This window comes from Streptomyces sp. NBC_00377 (assembly GCF_036075115.1).
GTDB lineage: Bacteria > Actinomycetota > Actinomycetes > Streptomycetales > Streptomycetaceae > Streptomyces.
Genome location: NZ_CP107958.1, coordinates 4035122 through 4048767, shown reverse-complemented (window position 1 = coordinate 4048767; position 13646 = coordinate 4035122). Strand labels below are relative to the sequence as shown.

Here is a 13646-nt window from a genome sequence, read left to right as displayed (position 1 = left end):
CGGCATGAGTACGAAGGCACTGAGACTGGGGACGAGGCGAAGCAGGCTCGCCATGGCCCAGTCCGGGCAGGTCGCGGACGCCGTGAGCCGGGTGACCGGACGGCCCGTGGAACTCGTCGAGATCACCACCTACGGCGACGTCTCCCGCGAGCATCTGGCGCAGATCGGCGGCACGGGAGTCTTCGTGACCGCGCTGCGGGACGCGCTGGCCAAGGGAGAGGTCGACTTCGCGGTTCACTCGCTGAAGGACCTCCCCACCACGCAGCCCGAGGACCTGGTCCTGGCCGCCGTACCGGTGCGCGAGGACCCCCGCGACGTGATCGTCGCCCGGGACGCGCTGAAGTTCACCGACCTGCCGCGCGGGGCGCGCATCGGTACGGGTTCGCCGCGCCGCATGGCGCAGCTGAACGCGTACGCGCGCAGCCACGGGCTGGACATACACACGGTGCCGATCCGCGGGAACGTCGACACGCGGATCGGGTACGTGCACGACGGCGAGCTGGACGCGGTGGTGCTGGCGGCGGCCGGCCTCAGCCGGATCGGCCGCATCGACGAGGTCACCGACTTCCTGTCGATAGACACGGTTCTGCCCGCTCCCGGCCAGGGAGCACTGGCGATCGAGTGTGCCGCGGACGACGCGTCACTGATCGCCGCGCTCGGTGAGCTCGACGACCCGTTCACACGGATCGCCGTGACCGCCGAAAGGTCCCTGCTCGCCGCCCTGGAGGCCGGCTGCTCCGCTCCTGTGGGCGCGCTGGCCGACCTCCTGGCCGACGGGCAGACTGTCAACGAAATGCGCCTGCGTGGCGTCGTCGGCACCACCGACGGCACGCGCATGGTGCAGCTGTCCACCACCGGTCCCGTGCCCGAGACGCATGACGGGGCAATGGCGCTCGGTCGCGAACTCGCCGCCGAGATGCTTGCCCAGGGCGCGGCCGGTCTGATGGGGGAGCGAGCACTGTGAGCCCCACCACCCTTCCAGCCGCTGGTCCTGAACACGGGCACGTCACCTTCCTGGGTGCCGGACCCGGGGATCCGGGACTACTGACTCTGCGCGCCGTGGAGGCGCTGGCGCACGCGGACGTCCTCGTCGCCGAGCACGAGGTGCTCGACGTCGTACGGTCGCACGCGAGGCCGGGCGTCGCCGTCGTGAACGCGGAAGCGGGTCCTTCGTCGGACCCTCTTCCGGGCACGGGCGCGTCCGTCCCGACGCTCGTTGACGGCACGTCAACAACCGCTGAGGTACCCGCTGTGCGCGATGCCGCACATCTTGTCATGGAGGCCGCGCGGGGCGGCAGGCGGGTCGTCCGTGCGGTGACCGGGGACCCGGGACTCGATACGTACGCGGCGGCGGAAATGCTCGCGTGCGCGGCGGCCGGCGTTCCCTTCGAGGTCGTACCCGGTGTAGCGGCCGCCGTCGGCGTGCCCGCCTACGCCGGGGTGCCGCTGCGGGACGCGCAGGGCGCGGACGTCCGGTTCGTGGACGCCCGCACCGCCTCGGACCGCTGCTGGACCGAGGTCGGGGCGTCCGACGGTACGGTCGTCGTCTCCACGACCCTCGACTCCGTGGCCTCGGCCGCGGGCGAGCTGGTGTCGGCGGGGCGCAAGCCCGACACGCCGATGACGGTCACGGTGGCCGGTACGACGACCCGGCAGCGGACGTGGACGGCGACCCTCGGCACCATCGCGCAGACGCTGAAGCAGGCCAAGGTGCTGCCCTCCCCGGAGGGCGGCCGGCCGGTGATAGTCGTGGTCGGCGAGCGTTCCGCCCCCGCCCAGCGCGACCAGCTGTCGTGGTTCGAGTCCAAGCCGTTGTTCGGCTGGAAGGTGCTCGTGCCGCGCACGAAGGAACAGGCGGTGTCGCTCTCCGACCAGCTGCGGTCGTACGGCGCCGTGCCGCACGAGGTGCCGACGATCGCCGTCGAGCCGCCGCGCACGCCGCAGCAGATGGAGCGGGCGGTCAAGGGCCTGGTGACGGGCCGCTACGAGTGGATCGCCTTCACCTCGGTGAACGCCGTCAAGGCGGTACGCGAGAAGTTCGAGGAGTACGGGCTCGACGCGCGTGCCTTCGCGGGCATCAAGGTCGCCGCGGTGGGCGAGCAGACGGCGAAGGCGCTCATCGCCTTCGGTGTGAAGCCGGACCTCGTGCCGAGCGGCGAGCAGTCGGCCGCCGGGCTGTTGGAGGACTGGCCGCCCTACGACCCGGTCTTCGACCCGATCGACCGGGTGTTCCTGCCGCGCGCCGACATCGCCACCGAGACCCTGGTCGCCGGGCTCATCGAGCTGGGCTGGGAGGTCGACGACGTCACGGCCTACCGGACCGTGCGGGCGTCCCCGCCGCCGGCGGAGACCCGGGAGGCGATCAAGGGCGGCGGCTTCGACGCCGTGCTGTTCACGTCGTCGTCCACCGTGCGGAACCTGGTGGGCATCGCGGGCAAGCCGCACAACGTGACCGTCATCGCGTGCATCGGTCCGGCCACGGCCAAGACGGCCGAGGAGCACGGGCTGCGGGTGGACGTCATGGCGCCCGAGCCGTCCGTGCTCAAGCTGGCCGAGGCGCTGGCCGACTTCGGGCTGCGCCGGAGAGCGGCGGCACAGGAGGCCGGGGACCCGGTCAGCCGTCCGAGCGAGCGGCGTCCGGGGGCGCGGCGCAGGCGGGCGACGTAGTCGCCGCCTGCTGCCCTTCCCGAGGGCGCTCACCTCGGGGGCACATTGCGCGTCCCGTCGTCTCCGTGGGAGACGACGGGGCGTTCTTTTTGAGCGAAGTCTGGACTGGAGTGGGAGTTTTCAGATGCCGCACGAGTTCCTGATCGCCCCCGAGCCCCCGCCGGAGCTGGGGAAAGCCACCCGCCGCCAGCGGTTCATGTTGGTGACGTCAGTGATCGGACGCGTACGGCAAGAAGGCCGCCCAAGCGGTGGGGGCCAGGGTGAGCCGAGGGCCCTGGGGGCGCTTGGAGTCGCGGACCAGGATGCGGGCGGGGGCCGCTGCCACTTCTACGCAGTCGGGGCCCTCGTCCGTGCTGTAGCTGCTCTTTATCCACTCCTGGCCGAGGCCGGCTTCGCTGTACGGCTTCAGAGGCATGTCTCTCCAAGCACCTTCTCGATGAGGGCTGTCGACTCTCGCGGGTCGAGAGCCTGTGCCCGGATGGTCCCATAGCGCATGTCGAGCAACTGAACCTCTTTCGGGTCAGTGATCACACGGCTGATGTGCTGTACCTCGACATGCCCGACGGTGCCGCCGTCCTGGAGTCTGAGCAGTCTGAAAGAACCGGCCAGGCCGGAGTTGACCTCACGACCCAGCGGGAGCACCTGGAGATCGATGTTCCGGAACTCGGCGACCTCCAGTAGGCGTTCGAGCTGACGCCGCATGACCATCCTGCCCCCGATAGGTCTCCGAAGGGTCGACTCGCACTGCACGAAACTGAAGAAGGGCCGTGCCGTCGTGACGTCGACGATCTTCTGGCGTGACACGCGGGCTGCCAGCCGCTGTTCCAAGTCGTCCGCGCTGAAGGGCGGTCGGCGCGCACCGAAGACCGAGGTCGCGTACTCCACGGTCTGCAACAACCCGTGAATCACCGAGTTGTTGTACGCGCACAACTCGACCGCGTCCGCCTCCAGCCTCTTCAGGTCCCGCACCTTCTTCGGGTACCGGACCTCCGCCAGGTCCTCCTTCAGCGCCGCGATCCGGCCGCCCGCCGACAGGACCTCGTCCGCGCGGTCCAGGTACTCAGGCCGGGGGATGCGCCGTCCGCGCTCCACGGAGGAGACCTGTTCCTCGCCGTACCCGATGGCCACGCCGAACTCGGCCTGGGTGAGTCCGGCCGACTCCCGCCACAGCTTCAGCTAGCGCTGGACGGTCCTCATCACCGCCCCGGCCTCCTCGTCGACCTCCGGCCCCGCGTCCCGCTCGCTCACGTCCGCCGCCTCCCGCCGCGCCCATTTCGGTCCAACTCCCGCTGCCTGCGCCCCGTCACCCCTTACGGCCCGGACGGAACCGGACGCCACGCGGACAGACACCGTCCGCACGGGCCGCCTTTCTTCACAGGTTACGTACGCCTGGACACGCTGAGTGACGTGAATCAGCAAACTGTGCGCGCTCCGCTCCACCAGTTCTCCGTGCCACTCTCCGCCACCCGGCGTGGCGCTCGTCTCGCCCGCCTCCTCGCGGCCGAGCAACTCGGCTCCTGGGGTCTGCCGTTGGACCCGGCCCGGGTCGTCGTGGCGGAACTCGCCGCGAACGCGGCTCTGCACGGCCGTGTCCCCGGCCGGAGCTTCCGCCTTACGCTCTCCGTCGTCAGGGCCGGGACCTTGCGGGTCGAGGTCGCGGACACCAGGGGGAGACCGTCTGCCCGACCCGGCGCGAGCGGGCGGCGACTCCCTCGCGGAGTCCGGCTACGGTCTGCTGCTCGTCGAGGAGTTGGCCGACCGGTGGGGTGTGCGGTGCGGGCCGGTGCCGTGCAAGACCGTGTGGGCGGAACTGGATTTCGACCCACGCCGGTGAACTCCGCACCGGAGCCCGGAAACGCGGGACCCGGCGGGGTGAAGGCCGGTGCTGCGGGCCGTAAAAGACTCAAGAAGCCGGGGAGAAAAGCCTTCCAACCAAACCAAACCCCGTGTTTGTCACTCGGGTGGGTGAAACGGGCTGTTGTGGCTGGCGTGTGCGTCGTCCCACCGTGCACGCTCGGCACGCACGACCCCACACATGCATCGGCCCCCGCCGGGACTGCAATCCCAGTGCGAGGGCCTGACCAACGAGGAAGAAGCACCTTCCCCATGGCTGTGACAAACCCTATCGCTGCCCCGCGTCCCACACCGGGCGTTCGGCGGAGTGCCACCCACTCCGGTGTCACCCACGTACGTGCGTACCAGTCGAGCCGCTACACGATCATCGGCAACCACCTCGCCCAGCACCGGGCGCTGTCCCTGGTCGCGATCGGACTGGCCGTCCACATCCTGTCGCTGCCGCAGGGTGCCCCCGTCGACATCCGCAGCCTCGCCGACCGCTTCCCCGAAGGGCGGGACCGCATCGCGTTCGGGCTGCGGGAGCTGGAGGCGCACGGCTATCTGGAGCGGGTGCGCGAGCGCACGGACGGGGGCCGGTTCGTCACGCGGACGTACGCGCACAACGCTCCGGCGCTCACCCGGAGGCGGGCGGAGACGCCCGAGGCACGGGACGAGACGGTCGTTCCCGTCGCAGCCGTCGCCTCCATCACCCCGGTCGTGTCCGTGGTCCCTGCCGTGCCGGTCGAGGCCGTGGAAGCCGTGGAGGGCGAGGCGGCAGGCGACCTCGTACCCGAAGAGGCTTCGTCGCTGCCGTCCGAATTCTCCGAACTCTGCGAGCGAGGACCCTCCAGCGGCGAGCACCGCCAGAAGGCCTTCGCCCTGCTCGCGGGCCTGCGCCGCACCGACGACCGCTTCACGCTCTCTCGGAAAGACGTGGAGAGCCTTACCCCCGCCGTCGTCGGCTGGTTCGACAACGGCGCCTCCCGGGCCGCCGTGATCCACGCCATGACCGCCGACGTTCCCGCCCTTCTGAAGTCTCCCGCCGGATTCCTCGCCCACCGGCTCCGGGAAGGACTCCCGCCGCCCCTGCCGGCGCTTCCGCCGTACGCCGATCTTCCCGCTGACCCGCCAACCGCCGCCGTGTCGATCCCGCCGAATCCCTGGTCGGATCCATGGACGGACTGCGAAGGCGGCTGCACGCGCGTTTTCCGGGAGTCTGCGCCCGTCAAGTGCTGTCGGGACTGCCATGCGCGCAGAGCGGCAGCGTCTCCGAAGTCGCCGGTTCGCACCGTCTGAGGCAAGCACTGTCCGGCCGGAAAACATCACCCCTGGCCCGATCCCGGTTGTGTGGAGTGCTGGGTTCGGCGGGGCGTGGGGGCCGACGGAGCGTCGGTAAAGGCGCTGCCGGGGCGGGCGTAGCGTAGGGCGCATGACGAAGTACGGATCCTTCCCCGGTACGCGTCCCCGGCGGCTGCGCACCACCCCCGTCATGCGGCGCATGGTCGCGGAGACCCGGCTGCATCCGGCCGACTTCATCCTCCCCGCGTTCGTGCGGGAGGGCGTGAGCGAGCCGGTGCCGATCCAGGCGATGCCCGGCGTCGTGCAGCACACCCGGGACAGCCTCAAGAAGGCCGCGCTGGAGGCCGTGCAGGCGGGGATCTCCGGGATCATGCTCTTCGGTGTGCCGGAGGAGTCCAAGAAGGACGCGCTCGGGACGCCGGGCACCGACCCGGACGGGATTCTCCAGGTCGCCGTCCGGGATGTGCGGGCCGAGGTCGGGGACGACCTGCTCGTCATGTCGGACCTGTGCCTGGACGAGACGACCGACCACGGGCACTGCGGCGTGCTGGACGAGCAGGGGCGGGTCGACAACGACGCCACCCTGGAGCGGTACGCCGAGATGGCGCAGGTCCAGGCCGACGCGGGCGCCCATGTCGTGGGGCCCAGCGGGATGATGGACGGCCAGATCGGGGTCATCCGCGACGCGCTCGACCAGATCGGCCGCGAGGACGTCTCGATCCTCGCCTACACCGCCAAGTACTCCTCCGCGTTCTACGGGCCCTTCCGGGAAGCGGTCGGGTCGTCCCTCAAGGGCGACCGCAAGACCTACCAGCAGGACCCGGCGAACCTCCGTGAGTCGCTGCGCGAGCTGGCGCTGGACCTGGAGGAGGGCGCCGACATGGTCATGGTGAAGCCGGCCGGCCCCTACCTGGACATCCTGGCCCGAGTGGCCGACGCCGTGGACGTGCCCGTCGCCGCGTACCAGATCTCGGGCGAGTACTCGATGATCGAGGCGGCCGCGGAGAAGGGCTGGATCGACCGCGACCGGGCGATCCTCGAGACGCTGACCGGCATCAAGCGGGCCGGCGCGCGGAACATCCTCACCTACTGGGCCACCGAAGTGGCCCAGAAGCTGCGGTAGTTCCCGGCCGGTGCTCACCAGCTGAGCGCGTCGTCCCTGTCCTGCTGCCAGTACGTCACCGCCAGCGAGCTGTCGTAGTAGACGCCCTTTGCGGGCAGGGACGGCGTCGCGGAGGCGCCGCCGTCGCTGTTCGGGGTGTAGCCCTGGAAGGCGACGGTCAGCTTCTTCGCCGTCGCACCCCCGGCGCCGCTGCCGTCGGCGGCCGAGAGCAGGACGCCCGCGTAGCCGGACTCTCCGGGGGCGAGACTCGTCACCGCCTGCGGCTGCGTCTCCTCGGTGGCCTGCGGCACCCACTGCATCTGGTCGAAGCGCACCACCGGCCAGTAGGTCAGGTCGCACAGCTTGCCGCCGGTGTTGGTCACCGTGATCAGCATGTGGTTGAGCGGTCGGGCCACCGGCTGGGCGGTGACCTTGGTGTTCGAGCCGTTGCAGAGGACGCGGGATCCGGTGCTTCCGGTGCTCGTGCCGGAGCCCTTCCCCGTGCTCTTGCCGGTGCCGGTGCCGCTGCCCGTGCCGGTCGAGCCGGCTGTGTCCTTCGCCGGGTTCGAGGAGGTGCCGGCCGGCTTCGTGTCCGCTCCCGACGTCGAGCCGGAGGAGGAACCGGACGCCGTGCCGGGCTTCGTCTGCTGGGCGGAGTCCGTCGAGGAGGACGACGCCGGCTGCGACGCGCCCTCGTCCTGAACGCCCGTCCCGTTGTTGCACGCCGTGAGCGCGAGGGCGGCCAGGGCGGTGACGGCGAGCAGGTGGCGGGTGCGGCGGATACGCATGGTGAAGTCCCTCTCCGGAATGCCGGGTTGAAGCGGCGTGCTTGGATGGCCAAAGCTTGTGGGGGGATCCGTCCCGGCCGCCACGACCAGTGGACGATCCGGGACGCTGGAATGACGGCACAGGGTCCGACCTGCGAAAACAAACCGTCCCTGGAACGTGGGGACGGGACACGGGGAGTGGAGGAACGGTGTCTGCGACCGAGTTCGCGGAGCTGCTGCGGGAGCTGAAGGAGCGGTCCGGGCTCAGCTACGGGACGCTCTCGAAACGGCTCCACATGAGTACGTCGACGCTCCACCGCTACTGCAACGGCGACGCCGTCCCCACCGACTACGCGCCCGTGGAGCGGCTGGCCCGGCTCTGCAAGGCATCGCCTCAGGAGCTCGTCGAGCTGCACCGGCGGTGGGTGCTGGCGGACGCGGTGCGGAGGAAGCCGGGCGCGATGGGTACGGCCGTGGCCGGTGCGGCCGAGGCGACCGGCACGGCCGGGGCCGACGCGGCCGGGGCCGTGGTGGATGCGCCGGGGGCCGGTGCGGCAGGGATCTCCGCTGTGGAGGCAGGTGCGCGTGCAGGAGCCGGTGCCGGTGATACCGCCGTCGGGGCCGTTGCCGGGGAGGGTCTCACGGAGACGATCACTGCGGGGGCCGATGGTGAGGGACCCGAGAGGAGAGGCGGGGACGGCCGTCGGGCGCGGCGTTCCCTGGTCCTCGCCGGTGTGGCGGCCGCGGTCGCCCTCGGTTCCGTCGCTCTGGCGCTCGCCCTGACGCTGCCCGGCGAGGGGTCCGGCGAGGGGGAGGGGGGCCGGGCGGCAGGAACCGGGACGTCGGTGCAGGGGCGGGGAGCACAGGGCACGTCCTCGGCCTCGTCCTCCGCCTCCGCGTCCGCGTCCGTGACGCCGTCGGCCTCCGCCTCGGGGTCGGCCTCGGCTTCCCCCTCGGCGTCCGCGGCCGCTTCCTCGGCGGCGCCGGGTGCGGGCGCGCGGGCCGACGCGCCCGTACCGCTGACGGTCAGCACCCACCCCTACGCCTGGATCAGCCCCTGTAGCCAGCACTACCTGATCGAGCGGGGGCCGGGGCAGGTCGCGCCGCCGCCCGTGGAACAGGACGCGCCCGCGTGGGTGGCCCGGCACGGGGCCGTGTCGGCGAGCGAGCAGTTCGTGCAGATAACCGTGCAGGGAACCGGTGAGGAGACCGTCGTCGTGGAGAGCCTGACGGTCCGGACCGTCGCCAAGGCCGCGCCTCTCGCCTGGAACGACTACGCGATGGGGTACCCGGGAGTCGGCTGCGGCGGCGGTATGCCGACGCGTGCCTTCTCCGTCGCCCTCGACGCGGCGCGGCCGGCGCTGGTGCCCGAGGCGGGACACAGGGACTTCCCGTTCAAGGTGAGCGAGTCCGACCCGGAGGTCTACTACGTCACGGCCGACGCCTCCGCGTACGACGTGCGCTGGTATCTGGAGCTGGCCTGGTCCAGCGGTTCACGGCACGGCACGCTGACGATCGACGACGAGGGGAAGCCGTTCCGCACGAGCGGGAACAACGGGCGGCCGGACTACGAGTTCCCGCTCGGCGGCTTCGCCTGGAACCGGGCGGGAGCCACCTCGACGCCGTAGGCCCCCGTCCCCGGCAGGAGGCCGGACCCCTTCAGGGTGCTGGAGCCCGACGGGCCCTCGTCGCGCAGGCCCTCGCCGTCGCGGCACCCGGTGAGGGCGAGCGCCGCGGCGACGGTCAGCGCGGTGGCGAGCAGCCGGAGGCGGGGGCGAGAGCCGGGGCCGGGGCGAGCGGGGGGAAGGGGGCGTGTCGGCATGGGGTCAGCCTGGGTCGTGCGGCCTCCGGCCTGCCACCTCCGCAGCGCAAGTCGGGACGCCCATCCGGTCCCATGGCGTCTGACCTGCGCAGACGGCATTCCGATGGGACGGGAAGCGGGACGCCCGGTTGTCGGCCCGACTGCCCCGGAGAGCGCCGACGACGAGGTGGGCCGCTTTCCGGACCTCTGCCCCGGCCCGCTCGGCGCAGGGGGTGAGCGTTCCCGGCCGTCCACCTGAATTTCGGGCAGGGTGCCCGGACCCTGCCCGAGGGGTCGGCGTGGACCCGCCCCGAGGGCGGCATGTTCCTCTGGGCCCGCCTTCCCGGCGCCTACGACACCACCGCCCTCCTCCCGAGGGTCGTCGCCCAGGACGTGGCCTACGTCCCCGGCGCCCCCTTCTACGCCGGTGAGCCCGACCGCTCGACCCTGCGCCTGTGCTTCGTGACGCAGACCCCGCAGGAGATCACGGAAGGACTGCGGCGGCTGGGACGGGGGCTGAAGCTCACCGCCTAGCGCGGGGTCAGTCCCACCAGAAGGTCCAGGTGCGCTCGCCGACGAGCTGCTGGGCGTAGGCCGCCAGGCTGCCCGGGCCCTGGAGGATGTTGTCCGGGCAGAAGGCGAAGTGTTCGGCGGCGGTCCGCTCCGCTTCCGCGAGGGTGGTGGGCGGGGCCGCGACGGACACGGCGAGGACGTCGAAGCCGAGGCCGACGACCCGTATGCCGAAGCGGTCCTCCCAGGAACGCAGGACGGCGCAGAGACGCGCGGTGTCGTTCTCGTGACCGGCGGGGCCGGACCAGCCGACGGCCGCCGGGATGTCCGCGCTGCGACGGGCGGGGACCAGGGCGAGGTGCGGCGACCTGAACCAGGAGGGCCCCTCTTCGGCGAGGGTGTCGGCGATCTGTGCGGCGCGTGCGTCGGGATCCGCCGTCAGTGCCGGGGCGGCGGCGAGGCCCGGCCACTCCTCATCCCCGGCCGCGCACTCCTCCCAGTACTCCGTGAGGACCTCCTCCGCGTCGTGGTCACCGGGATACGACACGTCGGCAGGCATCAACTCCCACTGCTGTGGGCCGCCCTGCGGTCCGCCGAGGTCCACCAGGACCGGAAGCAGTCCCGCCCGAGCCGCCGGCCCGCCGAGCGCCGTCCAGTTGCCGGAGGACGCGGACTGCTCCGAGTGCCACAGCAACGGCTCGTGCCACACCCCCTCGTCCGTCATGTCGATCAGACGGCCCGGCGGGAGCTGGAGGCCGAGGGAGCGGCCGCTGGGATCGGAGGCCAGCTTGGGAAGCGGATTGGGAAGAGTCGCCATGCCGGTGACTGTAGGGGCGGGGTCTGACAGTCACCGGGGCGGGAGCGTGAAGGCGGCCCCCGCGTACAGTGGCCGTCAGGCGGAGTGCCCCTCCCGCCGACGCCGCCGCAGGTGCGTCAGCCAGATGCCGAGGCCGACGAGCGGGAGGACGACGGCGGCCGGGATGATCACGCCCACGCTTCCGATCATCAGGAAGTTCAGGAGCGCTTCGCCGGTCGTCGGATCGTCCGTGCCGCCCAACTGTCGCCCCTCACCGCCGTGTTCTCACCTCGTCGAGGAGTGGGACGTGGGCGGGCGAGGTGTCGGTTCCGAGCTCTGGGTCACCCGGGCTTCGAAGCACTCCTTGCGGCCGCCCGCAGCGGGCAGGAAACAGGCCCGGACGAGGGCTCCCGGGCGGGTCGCGGTCATGGGGGTGTGAACGTAGGTGTCCGCGTCGGCGCGGTTCCTCACCCGGGCGAGGCGGCCGCGCAGCTCGGCCCCGTCGCCGATCCGTGTGCCCCACATCCGTACCCAACTGGCACCGCACACCTTGCTGTACCGCAGCTGGATCGAGGCTCCGGTGGCGGTGACGTGCTCGGCGAGCGTGCCCGGCGAGCCGGCGCAGTTCGTCCGCGCCGGATCCTTGCCCTCGCAGCCGGCTCCCTGGCAGCGCGGGCCGGTGGCGGACAGGGTCGCCGATGGCCGGGGCGGGTGGCTCGGGTGCGGGAGGAGGACGAGGGTCAGGACCACGGCCCCGAACACCACAGCGCACACCGACGCGAGGACTGCCGCCGCCACCGCGCCCCGATGCCCGACCGGCGCGGATCCCCCGGATGCCGCTGCCGCTGCCGGTTCCGGAGCGGGAGCCGGAGCCGGAGTTGAAGATGGAGCCGGAGCCGGAGCCGGAGCGAGAGGGGGAGCCGGGGTCGCGGGCGGTGGCTGCGTCGCTTCGTCCGGCTGCCCGCTCCCTTCCGACTTCGCGATCTCCCACAGCGCCAGACACCGCCCCTCCGGTTCCCCGGCGAGTCGGCACAGCTTCTGGACCGCCGGGCGCGGCGGCAGGGCCTTGCCGTTGAGGTAGCGCTCCCAGGACGACTTGCTGAACGTGGTCTTCGCCGCGAGCCCCGCCAGGCTCAGCCCGGTGCGGTCCTTCAACTCCCGCAGGGCGGCGGCCAGTCGGGCGCTCCCCGGAGCCGGTGCCGGGCGCGTCATCCGCGCAGGGCCTTCCAGGTGTGCGGTCCGATCATGCCGTCCACGTCCAGACCGGACCGTTTTTGCAGGGCCAGGACCGCGCGTTGCGTCAGCGGACCGAACATTCCGTCGATGCCGCCCGGCGAGATGCCCGCCCGACGCAGCAGGCACTGCGCCTCGGCCACATCGGGACCGGCGGCGCCGAAGGAGAGGCCGGCGTCCTGGGTGCGGCTGATGCCCGCGTACCAGAGGCCGCCGGTCCGCTGGTTCCGGCAGGTGTAGACCGGAGCCGGCGAGGACGCCGGCGCGACGGACGGGGCCGGGAGAGCGGCCGCCGGTTCGCTGTGGCCTCCGTCGAGCCGTACGACCAGGAGGACCGCCGAGGAGACGGCCAGCACCAGGGCCACCGCCCCCGCGACGAGCGCGACGCGCAGCCAGCCTCCGGGCAGGCGCGTGTGTCCGGCTTCTGCCCCGTGGGTGACCGACCCCGCCAGAACCTCGGCCTGCGCCGGGCTTCCTGTTCCCGCCGGGCTTTCCGGTTCCGCCTGATCCCTTGTCCCCGCCGGACCCGCTGTCCCCGCCGGGCTTTCGGTCCCCGCCGGACCCGCTGTCCCCGCCGGGCTTTCGGTCCCCGCCGGAGCCGCTGTCCCCGCCGGGACGTTCGGTTTCCAGGTGTCGGTGGCGACCTCGTGCCAGGCGAGCAGTCGGACCGGGTCGACGCCGCTGATCCGGGCCAGTGCTTCCACGGCTTCCCGGGGCGGCAGCGTTCTGCCGCCCAGATACCGCTCCCAGGACTTCTGGCTGTACCCCGTCCGGGTCGCCAGCTGACGCATGCTCAGCTCGCCGTGATCCTTCAGTCTGCGTAACTCTGTGAGCAACTGCCTCGCGCGGGGGTCGAGTTCGGCGGGCAGTGCTTTCCGGAGTGCCATGTTCCCCCCAGGTGTGGTCATGACCATGGTCAGTGGCCCTCCCGCTGTGACGCATTCTGCACGAGCTTCACGAAGTCTGCACAGCCGTCCCTCCGAGCCGTCCCACCCGGCGGCATTCGCGCAGGTCAACGGGTGGGACGTCCCAGGAAGCCGTCACTTCTGGCGCCGTTGTGGCGGTCACCGCCGGGTGCCCCGCACTCTCGTGCCGTCACCTGGTCGCCGACAGCAGGTGACGGGACCACGATCCGAAAGAGGAACGCATGCGAACCAATGTCTTGGCCAGGACCATCGTCAGCCTTACCGCGGTCGCCGGCATCGCCGCCGGGACCCTGGCGGCCGCGGGCACCAGCTACGCGGCCCCCGCGCCGACCGCCAGGACGGCGGCGAGCGCGCAGGCCTCCATCCTCGCGACGAACAACCTCGGCCTGAGCACCACGCAGGCCAAGTACGTCCAGTGCTTCCTCCGCGACGCGCCGGCGAGCTACACCGGCGGCATCGACGGACAGCTGGGCACCAACAGCTGGAAGGCCATGCAGCGCCACCTCCGGGCGTACTGGGACTACAACGACAGCATCGACGGCGACCCCGGCCCGAACACGATCAAGGCGCTTCAGCGCATGCTGAAGTTCGGCTGGAACTACACCGACAGCATCGACGGCATCGCGGGAGCGAACACCAAGGCGGCGTTCAAGCGGTTCGCGAACGACTTCGCGTCCACCTACCCCTGCTGAGTCCGCTCACCGTCCCG

At 71.8% G+C, this 13646-nt stretch carries 13 protein-coding genes and 2 pseudogenes; 7 read left to right on the top strand and 8 right to left on the bottom strand.

Features of this window, described 5'->3' with window-relative positions; translation table 11 throughout:
* Window positions 1-4 precede the first annotated feature (4 nt).
* Both hemC and OHS71_RS18195 read left to right on the top strand, forming a co-directional pair.
* Window positions 5-964: a hydroxymethylbilane synthase gene (hemC, locus tag OHS71_RS18200; protein ID WP_328480428.1), complete on the top strand. Its 960-nt coding sequence runs from the start codon at window positions 5-7 to the stop codon at window positions 962-964.
* Window positions 961-2667, top strand: coding sequence for a uroporphyrinogen-III synthase (locus OHS71_RS18195; protein WP_328480427.1), 1707 nt, complete (start codon window positions 961-963; stop codon window positions 2665-2667). The genes hemC and OHS71_RS18195 overlap by 4 nt, the downstream gene beginning before the upstream one ends.
* A gap of 208 nt (window positions 2668-2875) precedes the next feature.
* Here the strand turns inward: OHS71_RS18195 and OHS71_RS18190 are convergent, their stop codons facing one another.
* Both OHS71_RS18190 and OHS71_RS18185 read right to left on the bottom strand, forming a co-directional pair.
* Window positions 2876-3082 (bottom strand): DUF397 domain-containing protein, encoded by a 207-nt coding sequence (locus OHS71_RS18190; RefSeq protein ID WP_328480426.1) that lies wholly within the window; start codon window positions 3080-3082, stop codon window positions 2876-2878.
* Window positions 3073-3864, bottom strand: a pseudogene (locus tag OHS71_RS18185) (helix-turn-helix domain-containing protein). The gene OHS71_RS18190 and the pseudogene OHS71_RS18185 overlap by 10 nt, the downstream one beginning before the upstream one ends.
* A 909-nt stretch (window positions 3865-4773) precedes the next feature.
* On the opposite strand from OHS71_RS18185, the gene OHS71_RS18175 reads away from it, so the two are divergent.
* Together OHS71_RS18175 and hemB are read left to right on the top strand one after the other, a co-directional pair.
* Complete coding sequence (locus OHS71_RS18175) at window positions 4774-5799, top strand: helix-turn-helix domain-containing protein (RefSeq protein ID WP_328480425.1); 1026 nt, start codon at window positions 4774-4776, stop codon at window positions 5797-5799.
* 133 nt (window positions 5800-5932) lie between these two features.
* On the top strand, window positions 5933-6925 hold the full coding sequence (gene hemB, locus OHS71_RS18170) for a porphobilinogen synthase (RefSeq protein WP_328480424.1): 993 nt from the start codon (window positions 5933-5935) through the stop codon (window positions 6923-6925).
* Window positions 6926-6939: 14 nt separating this feature from the next.
* Here hemB and OHS71_RS18165 read toward each other — a convergent pair whose 3' ends face one another.
* Window positions 6940-7692, bottom strand: coding sequence for a DUF4232 domain-containing protein (locus tag OHS71_RS18165; protein ID WP_328480423.1), 753 nt, complete (start codon window positions 7690-7692; stop codon window positions 6940-6942).
* A 188-nt stretch (window positions 7693-7880) separates the two neighbouring features.
* On the opposite strand from OHS71_RS18165, the gene OHS71_RS18160 reads away from it, so the two are divergent.
* A complete protein-coding gene (locus tag OHS71_RS18160) occupies window positions 7881-9299 on the top strand; it encodes a helix-turn-helix domain-containing protein (protein ID WP_328480422.1) in 1419 nt (472 codons plus the stop codon).
* On the opposite strand, the gene OHS71_RS18155 is transcribed toward OHS71_RS18160, so the two are convergent.
* Window positions 9239-9493, bottom strand: coding sequence for a hypothetical protein (locus tag OHS71_RS18155; protein WP_328480421.1), 255 nt, complete (start codon window positions 9491-9493; stop codon window positions 9239-9241). The two genes, OHS71_RS18160 and OHS71_RS18155, sit on opposite strands and share 61 nt — an antisense overlap.
* Window positions 9494-9745: 252 nt before the next feature.
* On the opposite strand from OHS71_RS18155, the pseudogene OHS71_RS18150 reads away from it, so the two are divergent.
* Window positions 9746-10006: pseudogene (locus OHS71_RS18150) on the top strand (aminotransferase class I/II-fold pyridoxal phosphate-dependent enzyme); the annotation flags it as partial.
* Window positions 10007-10013: 7 nt separating this feature from the next.
* Here OHS71_RS18150 and OHS71_RS18145 read toward each other — a convergent pair.
* The 4 genes from OHS71_RS18145 to OHS71_RS18130 all read right to left on the bottom strand — a co-directional run bounded on the left by OHS71_RS18145 (window position 10014) and on the right by OHS71_RS18130 (window position 12898).
* Complete coding sequence (locus OHS71_RS18145) at window positions 10014-10799, bottom strand: DUF4253 domain-containing protein (protein ID WP_328480420.1); 786 nt, start codon at window positions 10797-10799, stop codon at window positions 10014-10016.
* A gap of 75 nt (window positions 10800-10874) precedes the next feature.
* Complete coding sequence (locus OHS71_RS18140) at window positions 10875-11039, bottom strand: hypothetical protein (RefSeq protein ID WP_328480419.1); 165 nt, start codon at window positions 11037-11039, stop codon at window positions 10875-10877.
* Window positions 11040-11063: 24 nt separating this feature from the next.
* On the bottom strand, window positions 11064-11990 hold the full coding sequence (locus OHS71_RS18135; RefSeq protein WP_328480418.1) for a helix-turn-helix domain-containing protein: 927 nt from the start codon (window positions 11988-11990) through the stop codon (window positions 11064-11066).
* Window positions 11987-12898, bottom strand: coding sequence for a peptidoglycan-binding protein (locus OHS71_RS18130; protein ID WP_328480417.1), 912 nt, complete (start codon window positions 12896-12898; stop codon window positions 11987-11989). Before OHS71_RS18130 ends, OHS71_RS18135 begins: the two co-directional genes overlap by 4 nt.
* A 260-nt stretch (window positions 12899-13158) precedes the next feature.
* Here OHS71_RS18130 and OHS71_RS18125 point away from each other — a divergent pair, with 260 nt between their 5' ends.
* Complete coding sequence (locus OHS71_RS18125) at window positions 13159-13629, top strand: peptidoglycan-binding domain-containing protein (protein WP_328480416.1); 471 nt, start codon at window positions 13159-13161, stop codon at window positions 13627-13629.
* Window positions 13630-13646 lie beyond the last annotated feature (17 nt).